At 57.0% G+C, this 14355-nt stretch carries 13 protein-coding genes; 2 read left to right on the plus strand and 11 right to left on the minus strand.

Translation table 11 applies throughout. The features are described from left to right. Positions 1–108: 108 nt before the first annotated feature. The 7 genes from EKD03_RS15285 to EKD03_RS15315 form a co-directional block, all read right to left on the minus strand. Positions 109–1026, minus strand: a complete 918-nt coding sequence (locus tag EKD03_RS15285; RefSeq protein ID WP_129632751.1) for a class I SAM-dependent methyltransferase — start codon at positions 1024–1026, stop codon at positions 109–111. Between the two features lie 55 nt (positions 1027–1081). Then, positions 1082–3190 carry an elongation factor G gene (fusA, locus tag EKD03_RS15290; protein WP_129632754.1) on the minus strand — a complete coding sequence of 703 codons (2109 nt, stop codon included), beginning with the start codon at positions 3188–3190 and terminating at the stop codon, positions 1082–1084. 109 nt (positions 3191–3299) lie between these two features. Beyond that, positions 3300–3773: a 30S ribosomal protein S7 gene (gene rpsG / locus EKD03_RS15295; RefSeq protein ID WP_129632757.1), complete on the minus strand. Its 474-nt coding sequence runs from the start codon at positions 3771–3773 to the stop codon at positions 3300–3302. Between the two features lie 72 nt (positions 3774–3845). Continuing rightward, positions 3846–4280 carry a 30S ribosomal protein S12 gene (gene rpsL, locus EKD03_RS15300; RefSeq protein ID WP_129632760.1) on the minus strand — a complete coding sequence of 145 codons (435 nt, stop codon included), beginning with the start codon at positions 4278–4280 and terminating at the stop codon, positions 3846–3848. 189 nt (positions 4281–4469) lie between these two features. Then, positions 4470–5408 (minus strand): ABC transporter permease, encoded by a 939-nt coding sequence (locus EKD03_RS15305; RefSeq protein WP_129632763.1) that lies wholly within the window; start codon positions 5406–5408, stop codon positions 4470–4472. Between the two features lie 15 nt (positions 5409–5423). Beyond that, positions 5424–6500 carry an ABC transporter permease gene (locus EKD03_RS15310; protein WP_129632766.1) on the minus strand — a complete coding sequence of 359 codons (1077 nt, stop codon included), beginning with the start codon at positions 6498–6500 and terminating at the stop codon, positions 5424–5426. Between the two features lie 56 nt (positions 6501–6556). Then, on the minus strand, positions 6557–8359 hold the full coding sequence (locus EKD03_RS15315; RefSeq protein WP_129632769.1) for an ABC transporter substrate-binding protein: 1803 nt from the start codon (positions 8357–8359) through the stop codon (positions 6557–6559). A gap of 232 nt (positions 8360–8591) precedes the next feature. On the opposite strand from EKD03_RS15315, the gene EKD03_RS15320 reads away from it, so the two are divergent. Then, complete coding sequence (locus EKD03_RS15320) at positions 8592–9401, plus strand: helix-turn-helix domain-containing protein (protein ID WP_129632775.1); 810 nt, start codon at positions 8592–8594, stop codon at positions 9399–9401. On the opposite strand, the gene EKD03_RS15325 is transcribed toward EKD03_RS15320, so the two are convergent. Beyond that, the gene (locus EKD03_RS15325) at positions 9374–10396 is read right to left on the minus strand and encodes a DNA-methyltransferase (protein WP_129632778.1); all 1023 of its coding nucleotides are present in this window, start codon (positions 10394–10396) and stop codon (positions 9374–9376) included. The genes EKD03_RS15320 and EKD03_RS15325 overlap by 28 nt on opposite strands. A gap of 165 nt (positions 10397–10561) precedes the next feature. On the opposite strand from EKD03_RS15325, the gene fabZ reads away from it, so the two are divergent. Next, on the plus strand, positions 10562–10996 hold the full coding sequence (gene fabZ, locus EKD03_RS15330; protein WP_129632781.1) for a 3-hydroxyacyl-ACP dehydratase FabZ: 435 nt from the start codon (positions 10562–10564) through the stop codon (positions 10994–10996). Between the two features lie 78 nt (positions 10997–11074). On the opposite strand, the gene EKD03_RS15335 is transcribed toward fabZ, so the two are convergent. From EKD03_RS15335 to EKD03_RS15345, 3 genes are read right to left on the minus strand one after another with little or no spacing between them, the layout of a single operon-like run. Next, on the minus strand, positions 11075–11845 hold the full coding sequence (locus EKD03_RS15335; protein ID WP_129632784.1) for a hypothetical protein: 771 nt from the start codon (positions 11843–11845) through the stop codon (positions 11075–11077). Positions 11846–11889: 44 nt separating this feature from the next. Next, on the minus strand, positions 11890–13824 hold the full coding sequence (locus EKD03_RS15340) for an ATP-dependent helicase (RefSeq protein ID WP_238613545.1): 1935 nt from the start codon (positions 13822–13824) through the stop codon (positions 11890–11892). Beyond that, positions 13821–14351 (minus strand): HD domain-containing protein, encoded by a 531-nt coding sequence (locus EKD03_RS15345; protein WP_129632787.1) that lies wholly within the window; start codon positions 14349–14351, stop codon positions 13821–13823. Before EKD03_RS15345 ends, EKD03_RS15340 begins: the two co-directional genes overlap by 4 nt. Between the last annotated feature and the right edge of the window lie 4 nt (positions 14352–14355).

The following is a 14355-nucleotide window of genomic DNA, read 5'->3' on the forward strand; positions in this document are numbered from 1 at the left end:
GTCTTGCCGTGGTCCACGTGGCCAATCGTGCCGACGTTAATATGCGGCTTGGTGCGCTCGAACTTCTGCTTCGCCATGTTTTGTCAACCTCGTATACTAAAGAATGAGCTATGGTGCAGCGTGCTGCTGCGCTTGATGGGGATGCCCCCCGCTTGACCAGCAAGCGTAGATTGCGGCAGGCAACAGGCGGTTGGAAGCGCTTTCGCGCAGAACCAGTTCCCCCGCGCTTGTCGTCCCTTGCAGATGGGTCAGCGCCGCATCTAGGACGTTCTGAAGAGTCAGAGCCGAGATATTAGTGGCGTAGGCACTAATCAGGATGCCAAGAGGGGTATCACTGAGCAGTTTCACGCACTCACGAACCAAAGCGGGAAGTTGTTCATTGAGCCGCCAGAGTTCACCATTTGGGCCACGCCCAAAGATGGGCGGATCCATCAAGATGAGATCATAGCGACGGTCGCGACGGATCTCACGGGCAACAAACTTCCCGACATCATCAAGTAACCAGCGCAGCGGGCGGTCGGAGAGTTCCGATGCCTGCTGGTTCTCCTGCGCCCAACGCAGAGCGGGCTTGGAGGCATCAACATGGACGACCTGGGCACCAACACGAGTAGCTTCGAGGCTACTCAGGCCGGTGTAGCCAAACAGGACAAGGACACGTGGCTGGCGGCGTGTAGCTAACTGGCGACGCATCCAGGCCCAATGGGCGCTATGTTCTGGAAAGACCCCCGTGTGGCGATAGGGAGTTAGCCTAGCCCAGAACGCCAGATTGTCATGGTGCAGGAGCCACTGTTCAGGAATTGGGCGACGTTGGTGCCAAAGCCCAACCCCGTCCTCACCGCGCAGTTTCTCGAAGACAACATCGGCGCGTTGCCACTCACGCTCCGACAGGTTAGGCGACCAGATCGCCTGGGTTTCGGGTCGTACCAAGGTGTACTGGCCGAACCGTTCAAGTTTAGCGCCATTACCCGAATCAATCAACTCGTACTCTTGCCAAGGTGGAGGCGCCAACAGGTTCAGTTCTGCCATTCTTCACACCAAGAGGGACGATGCCACCGAGCGGCACCATCCCTCCGCGTTCAAACTAATTACTGCTCCGCTTCTCAATAATCTCCTTGGCCAGATGATCGGGCAACCCTTCGTAATGATCGAACTCCATCGAAGAGGTTGCGCGGCCCTGGGTGGCCGAGCGCAGGTCGGTGGTATAGCCAAACATCGTCGCTAGGGGCACAAACGCCTTGACGATCTGGGCATTGGCACGCGCCTCCATGCCCTCGACGCGGCCACGGCGCGAGTTGAGATCGCCCAACACCGTCCCAAGGAAATCCTCAGGGGTGGTGGTCTCAACCTTCATAATCGGCTCCAGCAACTGCGGGCGACCCTTACGGACACCGTCCTTGAGAGACATCGAAGCAGCGATCTTAAACGCCATTTCGGACGAGTCCACCTCGTGGAAGGAGCCATCGTAGAGCGTTGCCTTGATATCAACCACCGGATACCCGGCCATCACACCCGTCTGCATGGCTTCACGCAGACCCTGTTCGACTGGCCCGATATACTCACGCGGAATGGAGCCACCCACAATCCCATTCACAAACTCGAACCCGGCCCCTGGGGTCTGCGGCTCAAACTTGATCTTGACGTGAGCAAACTGGCCCTTACCGCCGGTCTGGCGCACGAAGCGGGTCTCGATATCAGCAGCCTGGGTAATGGTTTCACGGTAGGAGACCTGTGGCTTACCCTGGTTGGCCTCAACCTTATACTCGCGGCGCATACGGTCAACGATAACCTCAAGGTGCAACTCACCCATACCCTTGATGATCGTCTGGCCGGTCTCCTGATCGGTATAGACGCGGAAGGTGGGATCTTCCTCGCTCAGACGATTGAGAGCGATGGCCATCTTATCCTGATCAGACTTGGTCTTGGGTTCAATCGCCAACTCGACCACTGGCTCAGGGAAGCGGATGCTCTCAAGCACAATCGGGTGATCGGGATCGCAGATCGTATCGCCGGTAAAGCTCTGCTTAGGGCCGACCATGGCGGCGATATCGCCCGCGTAGACCGACTCAATATCCTCGCGGTGGTTGGCGTGCATCTGGAGGATACGACCAAGGCGCTCACGCTGGTTGCGGGTCGAGTTGAGGACGTAGTTGCCCTTCTCGATCTTCCCGGCGTAGACGCGGAAGTAGGCCAACTTGCCGACATAGGGATCGGCGACAATCTTGAAGACGAGACCAGTGAAGGGCGAGTCATCACTGGCGACGCGGGTCAGCACCTCAGCGCCCTCATCACCGAGCACATGGCCGGGCTGGGTACCCTGGAGGGCCGGGCGATCCAGCGGCGAGGGCAGATACTCAACGACCGCATCGAGCAACTTCTGGACACCCTTATTCTTGAGAGCGGCCCCACAGAGCACCGGAACCAGACGCCCCTCGATGGTCGCCTTACGCAAACCGCGCTTGAGTTCTTCGACGCCAAGTTCCTCACCCTCAAGGTAGAGCAGAGTCAACTCATCATCGGTCTCAGCAATCATCTCGATCAACTCAGCACGCGACTTTTGGGCGAGTGCGAGCATATCGTCAGGAATAGGGCCCTGGCGCATATCCTTACCGAGATCGTCGTGGTAGAACGTTGCCTCCATCGAGAAGAGGTCAATCACACCCAAGAAGCGATCTTCAGCACCGATAGGCAACTGGATGACCGCCGGCTTTGCACCGAGGCGATCAACAATCATGCTGACGCAGCGATCAAAGTTGGCCCCGATGCGATCCATCTTGTTGACGAAGCAGATACGCGGGACGCTATACTTATCAGCCTGACGCCAAACCGTCTCCGACTGGGGTTCAACACCGGCGACACCATCAAAGACCACCACGCCACCATCGAGGACGCGCAACGAGCGCTCAACCTCAACGGTAAAGTCCACGTGGCCGGGGGTGTCAATAATATTGACGCGATAATCAATATCAGCAAAGCGCCAGGCGGCAGTCGTCGCAGCGGAGGTGATGGTAATGCCGCGCTCCTGCTCCTGCGGCATCCAGTCCATCGTCGCGGTGCCTTCGTGAACCTCGCCGATCTTATAGGTGCGTCCGGTGTAGAACAGGATGCGCTCTGTCGTCGTGGTCTTGCCCGCGTCGATGTGGGCGATGATGCCGATATTGCGGATCTTTTCAAGCTCTATCTGGCGTGGCATACCTGTCACTTACTCCTACTGGAAGGTGTGACACGAGGTGCGTTACAACGCAACCGTGTCAACTTGGTATTGGGTTGCGCCACCCCAAGGGTGGCGCGTCACTGCTGAACTAGAGACGACCGTAGTGAGCAAAGGCACGATTGGCCTCAGCCATCTTGTGGACGTCCTCGCGGCGCTTGATCGTGCTGCCCGTGTTGTTATAGGCATCCATGATCTCCGTAGCGAGGCGCTCGGCCATTGGGCGGCCACTGCGGGCGCGCGCCGAGATGAGGAGCCAGCGCATCGCCAAGGCATAGCGGCGCTCACTCTTGACCTCAATCGGCACTTGGTAGGTCGCCCCACCAACGCGCTTGGGCTTGACCTCAATCGAGGGGCTGGCATTGCGCAGCGCCTGTTCAAAGACCTCCAAGGGGGACTTCTTGAGGCGATCAGCGGCAATATCCATCGCGTTATAGACGATGTGCTCAGCGGTACTCTTCTTCCCGCGCTCCATCACCTTGTTGATGAACTTCTGCACCAACAGGCTCTCGTAGCGAGCATCGGGCAGAATAGTGCGCTTAACCGTATTGCTGCGGCGAGACATAGCATTTCCTTTGCGGGCAACTGGCGGCAGGGTATGGGCAACTGTGGCCCATATACCCACCCCTTCGCCGTACTAGCGCTTCTTACCGACTGGCTGCGCGTTCTTCTTGGTGCCGTACTTCGAGCGACCCTGCTTGCGCCCATTGACGCCCTGGGTGTCGAGGGTACCGCGAACGATGTGGTAGCGCACGCCGGGGAGATCCTTCACACGACCACCGCGAATGAGCACGACCGAGTGCTCCTGGAGGTTGTGGCCCTCACCCGGAATGTACGCGGTGACCTCAAGGCCGTTGGAGAGCCGGACGCGCGCGATCTTGCGCAGGGCCGAATTCGGCTTCTTGGGGGTAACGGTTGCGACCTTGGTGCAGACGCCGCGCTTCTGCGGCGACCCTTTACCACGGGTCAGCTTCCCCTTCAGCGAGTTGTACGTGAACCGCAGTGCGGGAGCCTTCGTCTTCCGTACGACTGGCTTCCGTGGCTTGCGAACGAGCTGGTTGATCGTCGGCATCAAGAACTCCTGTGTCAGACGCCCGGGACAGGTATCTTATAATCCAGACAAAATAATAACCTGGCCTGTGTCTGGTCGTAGTGGTTGACTACGCCTTAGAGTAGGCCGGTGTAGCACACGAACACACACTATGCGCCACTGCGCAGCGATAAAAAAGTATAGCATCCTGCTCTTGCTTTGTCAAACGCATCACGAGCGTTTGAGGCGTGGATCGAGCGCGTCGCGCAACCCATCACCGATCAGGTTAAAACCGAGCACGGTAAACATGATCGCCAAACCAGGGAAGAAGACGAGGTGCGGGGCGGTAAAGACCTGGTTACGTTCAGCGGAGAGCATCGAACCCCATTCCGGGGTAGGGGGCTGGGCACCGAGGCCCAGGAAGGAGAGCGCGGCCACCTCCAGAATGGCAGTACCAATCCCCAGGGTTGCCTGCACGATGAGTGGGGAGATGGCATTGGGCATAATGTGGCCAAAGAGGATCTTGGCTGGGGTGGCTCCGATGGTACGCGCCGCGAGAACATAGTCCTCCTCACGGGCAGAGAGCACGCTGGCACGGATGACACGCGCATAGGCGGGGACACTCACAATCGCGATACCCAACATCGCATTCATGAGGCCAGGGCCAAGGACACTCACAATCGCAATCGCTAACAGGAGGAAGGGGAACGCGAGGACAACATCGAGAATACGCATCACCAGATTATCGAACCAACCACCAATATAGCCCGCCAGAGCGCCCAAGAACGTACCAATACTGAGCGAGATCGCCACAGTGACAAAGCCGATCAAGAGTGAGAGGCGCGCACCGTAGATAATGCGGCTGAAGAGGTCGCGGAAGTTGCCATCTACCCCCATGAGATGTTGGGGTTGTTCGGTTGGGCAACCGAGCAGGTGAATACATGGCCCGGAGCGTTTCTTGATGCCTTCCTCTTTACCGAGCAAGACCCCAATCGGATCGTAGGGCGCGATCAGCGGTGCAAAGATGGCGGTGAAGGCCAGGAGGCCGATCATGATCATACCGATGATCGCTGAACGCTGGCGGAGAAACTGACGCCACGCCCGCCGCCAAGGGCCTTCAACATCGGACACCTTAGAGATCGCGGGAATGGATGGGGCAGAGGTGGTCATACGCAACGAACCTATCTAGTAACGGATGCGCGGATCGAGCCAGCCATAGGAGAGATCGACCAGCAGGTTCACCAACACATACCCAAAAGCAATCGCCAGCGTAAAGCCCTGAATGATGGGGTAATCGCGGGTGGTGATCGCATCAAAGAGAATTCGGCCCACCCCAGCGAGGTTAAAGATCGTTTCGGTCAGCACTGCGCCACCGAAGATGGTACCGAGTTGCAGGCCAACGATGGTGACGACGGGCATGAGCGCATTGCGGAAAGCGTGGCGCATAATCACAACCTGGTCGGCCAAGCCCTTGGCGCGGGCGGTACGCACATAATCACGACCGAGCACCTCCAGCATGGCCGAGCGGGTCATGCGCGCAATGATCGCCATGGGAATAGTGGCCAGCGCCATGGCGGGCAGGATGAGGTGGCGCAGCGTAGCCCAGAACGCGGCCCACTGCATAGTGATCAAGCTATTCGGAATATAGAGATTGCCAAAGAACTGAAGCAACTGGCCATACCCGGTCTTGAGATCAACATCCCAGCCCCAGACTTGGTAGAAGGGGATGTTGGTGACACCGGAGGGTAGGCGACCAGAGGGGGGCAATTGGAAGGGCGTATCTTTCAGCACGAGGGCGAAGATATAGGCCAGCATCAAGCCCAACCAGAAGATCGGCATCGAGACGCCAATATTGGAGCCGACCATGGTCAGCACATCAATCAACGAGTTACGGCGGAGGGCGGCAACAATGCCCAGCGGCACACCAACCGAGATGGCGATGATCAGGGCGGCAACGCCTAACTCGACCGTGGTGGGCAAGCGTTCGGCGATCAACTGGGTGATAGGCCGATTGAGGCGGATGGATTTGCCCAGATCGCCTTGAAAAATATCGCGCAGATAGACCCCGAACTGCACAATGATCGGCTTATCCAAGCCCTTATCAGCATTGAACTTGGCACAGATCACTTCGGTTGCCTTCTCACCCAACTGCGCCGTGCAGGGATCACCGGGAATGAGCCGGATGAGGAAGAAGGTCACAGTGAGGACACCGAAGAGGACAGGAATGGCGATAATGATCCGGTTGAGGGTGTAGCGCAACATAGGCAGCAATTGGATGGTGGGAAGCCAAGCTCCCCACCATCCCCATACAGGCGAAACTACTCGGCAGGAGCGTTCAGGAAACCGCCCCAGAGCGACGAGAAGTAGGTGAAGCTACCATCACGCCCAACGTGCAGCGGATGCGCAGCGTCCCACTGAACCGCGAAGGACATCACAACATCGTTCGCATCGAAGTCGGAGCCATCGTGGAACTTGACACCCGTGCGGAGCGTGCAGGTCCACTCGGTGAGATCGGTGTTGGGGTCGCAGCTCTCGGCCAGACCGGGCTTGACTGCGGTACCACCGATCTCGTAGGAGAGCAGCGCCTCGGTGATCTGCTCACAGGTGCGCAGCGCCTCACCGTCGGTCTCATCGGCGCAGTAGAGGCCAGCCGGTTCGCCGTTCTGCAACCAGACGAAGGTGTCACGATCACCAGGAGCCATGACCGCGAAGTACTCGCTGGTGAGCGGGCTGGAGTGGGCACCCGCGACATCAGCCTTGTAGGCCGTGCCAGAGGCACCGTGGGCAATCGGAACCATGGGCACATGCTTGATGAGCAGGTTGTTGGCCTCGACGTAGAACGGCTCGCGCTCAACATCGGTGGGCTGAGAGGCACCCTGCTGGAGCGCAGCGGTCAGATCATCAAACTTGGCACCAAACTGCTTGCTCGATCCGGCTCCAAAGTGGTAATCGAGGAAGTTGGTCATGTCGGGGAAGTCAGCGCCCCAACCGAGCAGGTAGAGACCCTTGAGTTCACCGGCATCGGCCTTGTCGAGATAGGTTCCCGACTCCTCAACCTGGATGGTGACCTTGATGCCCAGTTCAGCCAACTGAGCCTGGATGTCTTCAGCGACGCGGCCTGGCTCCGGCAGGTAGCCACGCACGACATCGCGGTACTGGAGGGTGGTCTCGAAGCCATCGGGGAAGCCAGCTTCAGCCAGCAGCGCCTTAGCGGCCTCTAGGTCATACTCTGGCCACGCATCACCGGCGCAACCATTGGGGATGGCGCAGGGGGTAAAGTGGGTTGCCACCTCAGAGCCAGCCGGGTAGAAGTTATCCACGATGCGCTGGCGATCAATACCAATAGCGAGCGCCTGACGCACCTTCTCGTTATCGAAGGGCGGGTAGACATTGTTCATACCCACATAGAAGACATTGAGGCCGGGGCGCTCCTTGAGCTGGAGGCTCGTGTCATTGGCAATAACCTCAAAGGCATCAGGGGCCGGGTTATCAATACCGTCCACAGTGCCGGACTGAAGTTCGAGCAGACGCTGAGCGGCCTCGGAGCTCCAGCGGATGACCACCGTCTCGGTATTGGCCGGTTCGCCCCAGTAGCCATCGAAGCGCTTGAGGGTGATGCTATCACCACGCACCCAGCTATCAATCATGTAGGGGCCGGTACCAATCGGCTTCTCGATCAGATCGCCGGTGCCGCCAGTGGATTCCAGATACTCACTGGGGAGGATCGAGAAGGGGGTAAAGGCAGCCTTAGCACGAAAGGCCGGATCGGGGGCGCAGAGCACAAACTTGACCGTGCTGGCATCAACCGCCACGATCTCTTTGATCTGGCCGGTGTAACCATTACCACACTCAGTGGCGGCAACCGCCAGCAGATCGCCCTCGGTGTAGATTGCCTGGTTGGCAACGGGAGTCGGTTCCGTGGTAGCCTCAGGTGTAGCCTCGGTGGTAGCCTCAGGCGTAGCCTCGGTGGTAGCCTCTGCGGTCGCAGGAACCGCAGTGGCGGGGACGGCGGTCGGGCTGGCAGCAGGCGTGCTACCACAGGCGGCGAGCACTGGAATGAGCAGCATGAGCAGCAGCACACCAGCAATGGCCTTCGGTCCTGATGAAGAACGAGCTTTCATAGAGTCTCCTCGCACAATAAGCGGTGAATCCAGAGATCAGTGACGTGGGACGACGACCACCCCCTTTCTAGACTCACTCTTGCGGGATTGTTAGGGCGTGCGGAATTATATCAGTCTGAATATGCAGAGTCAACATGTTCGATGGCGTACTTTCAGTACGTGTACTTCATTCCTTGACTCTTCTATAGTATAAATACGTACTTTCAGTACGTATTATGGCAGGAGTTAAGCCGTGACAGACTACCAAGCAGCACGTTCGTTGTTTGCTCAGCGGTTACGTACAATACGACAAGAAAAGGGGCTAACACAAGAGAAGTTAGCAGAACTTATTGGAAAGACAACAGAGCATATCAGTTTTCTAGAGCGTGCTGAAAGGTCGCCATCTTTTGAAGTTCTTTTTGATCTTGCACGCATACTCGAAGTGCCAGTTTCAACATTTATTGAAGATCTAGCAGGTGAAGCGAATCTAACAAAGTCACTTGGTATATCACCTATAACGTCACCACTGCCCGAACCCGCAAACGATGTTCCCGCTGTCCAAGAGCAGCGTAAGTCTGATATTGAGCGCCTCAGTGATGCATTTAAAGGTATACGTGAGGCGCAACAGCTTGCAGATGAATACGGCATCAATGATATTTTACAAGATAATGGTGGCAAAGTTCTTCAAGTTCTGATATTACTAGGATTACGTATATCTCCTGGACGCGAAGGAAATGATGCGGTAGACTCGGAGGGAAATGAATACGAGCTCAAAACTATCAATCGATCATTAAATAAGAATGCCGGAATAACCACTCACCATCACCTCACAAAAGATATTATCAATAAATACCGAGCAGTTAAAGCCTGGTATATTGCCATTTATGAGGGCGTAGAGTTAAGAGAGATCTATAAAGTCCTCCCCTACCAGTTAGAAGAGATTTTTCAAAAATGGGAAAAGAGGCTTGACAAAGATAATCAACCAATTAATAACCCGAAAATCCCTATGGCTCTGGTTAGAAAAGGCGAAAAGGTCTACCCACCGGACGATGATGAGGTATAATCCTCGCTCGCATCAAACATCATTAGTTGGGTTGTACGGCGAAAGTCTATAGTTTCTACCGAGCTTAAAAGGTCTTGATAAATAGCCTGCACCATATCTATAGGTTGTTCTTTATTAATAAATCGAAATGCAGATGCAGCAAGATACGGCTTATCCTGCTCAAACGCAATCCACCTACGCCCCAATTCCTCGGCTGCAGCTCCTGTTGTATTTGAGCCAGCAAAAATATCAACAACCACATCTCCTGGATTAGTTAAAAATTTAATAAAAAATGCAGGTAGCTTCTGCGGAAATCGGGCTGGATGAGCCGGAACACCAACTGCTTTGCATAACTGTATATAATGCGAGTTGCTTTCTGTATTAGATATCTGGAGCAAATTAGAAGGAATAGCACCACCATTATCAGTAGCGAAACCCTTTCCAATATCATGACCTGATGGGCGTAACTTGGGTGTATAATATGCATCAGGGTCTTTGTGTAGTTTCTTCATTCGATCAGAGTAAGGCACAAGTACACGAGTTATATCAGCCTTTGGAAAATCTTCTTTTGATAGCCACCAAACGGTATTAACAGAGTCTTTTGCTCGTAACTTCCGCTTATTCACCCATTCGATAGGTGAAGGAAGTTTTGCCGGATTATACCAAAAAAACTCTTCTGCCAATCGAAAATTTAATTCATCACATAAGCGAATAAGGATGCGATAATTATATAAAGATCTAACTGGCCTTCCTTTTTGATAAGCACCACCAAGATCTATCACAAAACTACCGTGAGGGGCAAGAACACGATGTACTTTCTCGCAAAATGCAAATAACCAATCAACATATACAGATTGGTCTACATTACCATAACTTTTCTCACGTTGCAGGGCAAATGGCGGAGAGGTAATAACAAGATCAATTGTTTCAGGTTCTAATAGATCCAATAGGTGCAAGGAGTCACCGAGATAGGCTGCTCCAAAGTCGGTAGTATAAAAAGGCTTCTCAAGAGTCATACTACCTCCGTAAAGCTTATATCTTGCAGAATGCGCGGTCCAATCAATATAGATCTCCCACGGAGCAGTATAGCACACGCCTCTGCTGACAGCAGGGCATGGTTCGCAATAACCAGGCTATGTTAAGATAGTCCGTCTTTCCTTCCTATTTTCTATGGAGCAATTATGTTAACTACTCAAGAGATTATGGCCATCATCCCCCACCGCTACCCATTTCTGCTGGTGGATCGTATTCTGGAGTTGGAGCCGGGCCAGCGGGCGGTGGGCGAGAAGTTGGTGAGTGCGAATGAGCCGCAGTTTACTGGCCATTTTCCGGGCAACCCGATTATGCCAGGGGTGTTGATCTTGGAGGCGCTGGCACAAACCGGCGCGGTGGCGGCGCTGAGTCTGCCGGAGCACGCCGGGAAGTTGGTGCTCTTTGCCGGGGTTGATGGGGCACGGTTTAAGCGTGTCGTGCGCCCCGGCGATGTCTTGCGTTTAGAGGTGACGATGGAGAAGTTCCGGCGTGGGGTGGGCAAAGCCTCCGCCAAAGCAACGGTTGAAGGCCAGTTGGCATGTGAGGCTGAGTTGTTGTTTGCGATTACCAATCCGAATGGGTAAAGTAGCGGGCTACGGCAAAGAGCATCAGTGTTGCTACGATTTTGACGTAGCCCGCGTAACTACCAGTCACCCAATTAACTAACGCTTCCCAACGGTGATGCTGATCTGCCCTTCGGTAACACTCACCGCCTGAATGCATGCCTTCTCTGGTATGACCATCGCAGATTCTACGGCGATTACGATTTGGTCTACGAGAGCATTCCACACTGGAGCGGGAATCGCGTCTGGCTGAGCGGGTTCCTCAACGACACTGAAACTCAGAGCGCATGCTTCAACAACTGGAGCAAGCCCCACCTGGGTTGAGATGCTCTGGCCTTCGACTAGAACGGTCGCACTCACCCCCACCACGTTCGAGCGGAGATCGAGACTGATCGCCTGAATTGGGGATTCAGATGCCGCGTTTATGGACATGGTGAGCGCCTGATTCAGTTGTGCCTCGGTTGCCGTGAACGTTACCCCCTCGCCCATACCACCACTGATTTGTCCAGAACCCATTGGTGGCCGTTGGGGCGTAATCGCTGGTAGGTTGTTGGGAATGGGTGGTGTAGCCTGAACCGGCTGGGAGATAGGAGGGGTGATGTTGGGCATTTCAGGTCGTATCACCGGGGTGACCTGAGAGAGATCGGGTACCTGAATGGTGATCGTGGGGTGATCAGGCGGGTTGGGGATCGTCGAACGCTCTGGGCGTTCTGGTGTACCGACCAGATTCTCCGGTCGCTCGATGGGAAGTGTCGTAGCCCCTGCACCGATCTGGGATGAATTGGGAAGATTCGCTTGCCCGCCTCCACAGCCAGCGAGAATCGTAGCGATCAACAATCCAACCCAGAGAGTCCATGTTGATTTGCGCATCACCACACCTCCGTATTCACGTCTATGTAACTAATAGCCCCAAATTAACGACCAACTCGTTCACGCCCATAGGCCAGGATCTCATCCAGGAAGCGCGAGGGCTTGAGGATCTGGCCCCGGTTGCGGCCGGGTGTCCAGGAGAGGTAGAGGCGCTCGGCGGCGCGGGTGAGGGCTACATAGCAGAGCCGCCGTTCCTCTTCGATGCCTTCGAGGGTGGCAATGCTGCGCTCGTGCGGTAAGGTGCCCTCCTCAAGCCCGGTCACAAAGACAAACGCCCATTCTAGCCCTTTGGCGGCATGGATGGTGAGCAGTTGGACTTGATCGCGCTCGTCCTCCTTCTCGTCGGCGCTGGTGAGCAGGGCGATCTCTTGCAGCATGCTGGAGAGGCTGTCATGCTCCTCGGCGGCATGCATCAACTCTTGCAGATGCCCGCGTGCATCGGGCAGATCTTCGGGGCTGACCCGATTCTCTAGCGCGGCCATATAGCCACTCTGCTCCAACACGTCGGCGAGCAGGTGGTCGGGGGAGGCGGTGCCCGCCGCCATGCGCTGCCAGCGCGCCAAGAGGTTGGCTAAGCGCCGCGCTCCCTCCGCCGCCTTGGGTGAGAGGTGCTGTTGGGCGGCGGGCTGAGCGAGGGCAACCGAGAGCGAGATCGCGTTCTGGGCGGCAAAGGCCGAGAGATTGGCGATGGCCTGGCCCCCCAGGCCACGCGCCGGGACGTTGGCGATCCGCACGAGGCTGAGGTTGTCGGCGGGGTTGGCGATGGCCCGTAGGTAGGCCAGCGCATCACGCACGACGGCGCGATCATAGAAGCCAACTCCGCCACGCACGTTGTAGGGGATGTGGGCATGGCGCAGCGCAGCCTCGATAGTCCGGCTCATGTGGCGGGTGCGGTAGAGAATGGCCATCTCGCGCAGGTGTCGCCCCTGCCCCTGGAGTTCGTTGATGCTGCGGGCGATCTGTTCGGCCTCTTCGCGCCCGTTCTTGGACTCGTGGATGAGCAGGCAGCGCTCCGCCGCCACGCCGCCGCCGGCTGCCCGCAGCGCCATCGGGGCCACGGTGCGGCTGTGGCGGATCACCGCGTAGGCGGCATCGAGGATGGGCTGGCGCGAACGGTAGTTGGTGTCTAGCTCGATCACCTGCGCGTCGGGGAAATCGTCGGCAAAGCGGTTGATGATGCTGTGATCGGCGTTGCGGAAGCCGTAGATGCTCTGCATGCCATCGCCGACCACAAAGAGCGAGCGCGGGCGGCCATGCGTCGGGCGGGTGAGCAGTTCAATCAGCGCGTGCTGGCTGGGATCGGTATCCTGGTACTCGTCCACCAAGACATGCTGCCAGCGGGTTTGCAGGCTCTCCAACAGATCGTGATGCTCGGTCAGTAGACGATGGGTAACGAGGATCAGATCATCAAAATCGAGCGCGTTGGCCTGTTCGAGGGCGCGCTGATAGCGGCGGTAGCAACCGGCCACGAAGCGATCCACCGGATCGGGCGCGAAGCGCGCCATGAGGCGCGGCGTGAGCAGGCGGCTCTTGGCGCGCGAGATGCGCCGCAGCACCTCCTCTGGCTCCAGCAACATCGGGGGGCGCTCGGTGGCTGCATCGAGCGCCGCTGCTGCCAGTTGCAATTGCTCATCCCCGGCGTAGATGCTGAAATCCGCCGTATACGTCCCCACCCGCCCGGCGATCATCTCGCGTAGCACGCGCACACAGGTGGCGTGGAAGGTGCCCGCCACCAAGCCACGCGCACCCGCCCCAAGCTGTTTGCGCAGGCGTTCGCGCATCTCGCGGGCCGCCTTGTTGGTGAAGGTGAGGGCCAGGATCTGGCTCGGCTTGGCCCCAATGCTGATCAGATGGGCGATGCGCAACGTCAGCACCCGTGTTTTGCCACTGCCCGCACCCGCCCGCACCAGCACCGGGCCAACCGGGGCCAGCACGGCAGCGCGTTGTTCGGGGTTCAAACTGCGTAGGTGATTCATCATTTCTGTCCATAACCATCAATCTTGGCCCGCAGACGCTGCGCCAAAAAGGGGCTGGCCGCCGCCAAGGCCGTGGAGATCGTTTCGGCCTCATCACGGTAACGCAGCACCTTCTCTGGCGTCCAGTGGGCGGGCGGCGTTTGTAGATTGCTGATGCGGTCGGCCAGTTTGACCAGCCAGACCGCACGCGGTTGCATAAGGATGCGGCGTAGGCTATCGGCCATCTGCTCAGCGGCGGGCAGCGTGGCATCCTTGGTGAGCGCCAGGACGCCATCCGCCACCGCCGGGCCGAAGGTAGCGGCGATCTCGGCATAGCCCAGCGGGGTATCCTCGATCACATCATGGAGTAGAGCGCACTGCACGGCCAGATCGCCAGTGTGGTGGGGTTCGGCGTGCAGCGCGGCGATCACCTCCATACTCACAAAGCTGAGATGCATGATGTAGGCGATCTGGGTACCGGGGTAGATCTGGCCCTGGTGGGCACGCGCCGCGAAATGGTAGGTGCGCAGATACGTCTCTTGTGACCACATAGTA

It is taken from the genome of Candidatus Oscillochloris fontis (genome assembly GCF_004138135.1).
In the GTDB taxonomy this organism is placed as follows: Bacteria; Chloroflexota; Chloroflexia; order Chloroflexales; family Chloroflexaceae; genus Oscillochloris; species Oscillochloris fontis.

What these genes read in the sequence shown, in the direction of transcription:
- EKD03_RS15310 (WP_129632766.1), bottom strand. Translation starts at nt 6,500, where the DNA reads ATGTTGCGCTACACCCTCAACCGGATCATTATCGCCATTCCTGTCCTC.
- rpsG (WP_129632757.1), bottom strand. Translation starts at nt 3,773, where the DNA reads ATGTCTCGCCGCAGCAATACGGTTAAGCGCACTATTCTGCCCGATGCT.
- EKD03_RS15305 (WP_129632763.1), bottom strand. Translation starts at nt 5,408, where the DNA reads ATGACCACCTCTGCCCCATCCATTCCCGCGATCTCTAAGGTGTCCGAT.
- fusA (WP_129632754.1), bottom strand. Translation starts at nt 3,190, where the DNA reads ATGCCACGCCAGATAGAGCTTGAAAAGATCCGCAATATCGGCATCATC.
- EKD03_RS15315 (WP_129632769.1), bottom strand. Translation starts at nt 8,359, where the DNA reads ATGAAAGCTCGTTCTTCATCAGGACCGAAGGCCATTGCTGGTGTGCTG.
- EKD03_RS15345 (WP_129632787.1), bottom strand. Translation starts at nt 14,351, where the DNA reads ATGTGGTCACAAGAGACGTATCTGCGCACCTACCATTTCGCGGCGCGT.
- EKD03_RS15325 (WP_129632778.1), bottom strand. Translation starts at nt 10,396, where the DNA reads ATGACTCTTGAGAAGCCTTTTTATACTACCGACTTTGGAGCAGCCTAT.
- EKD03_RS15335 (WP_129632784.1), bottom strand. Translation starts at nt 11,845, where the DNA reads ATGCGCAAATCAACATGGACTCTCTGGGTTGGATTGTTGATCGCTACG.
- fabZ (WP_129632781.1), top strand. Translation starts at nt 10,562, where the DNA reads ATGTTAACTACTCAAGAGATTATGGCCATCATCCCCCACCGCTACCCA.
- EKD03_RS15340 (WP_238613545.1), bottom strand. Translation starts at nt 13,824, where the DNA reads ATGATGAATCACCTACGCAGTTTGAACCCCGAACAACGCGCTGCCGTG.
- rpsL (WP_129632760.1), bottom strand. Translation starts at nt 4,280, where the DNA reads ATGCCGACGATCAACCAGCTCGTTCGCAAGCCACGGAAGCCAGTCGTA.
- EKD03_RS15285 (WP_129632751.1), bottom strand. Translation starts at nt 1,026, where the DNA reads ATGGCAGAACTGAACCTGTTGGCGCCTCCACCTTGGCAAGAGTACGAG.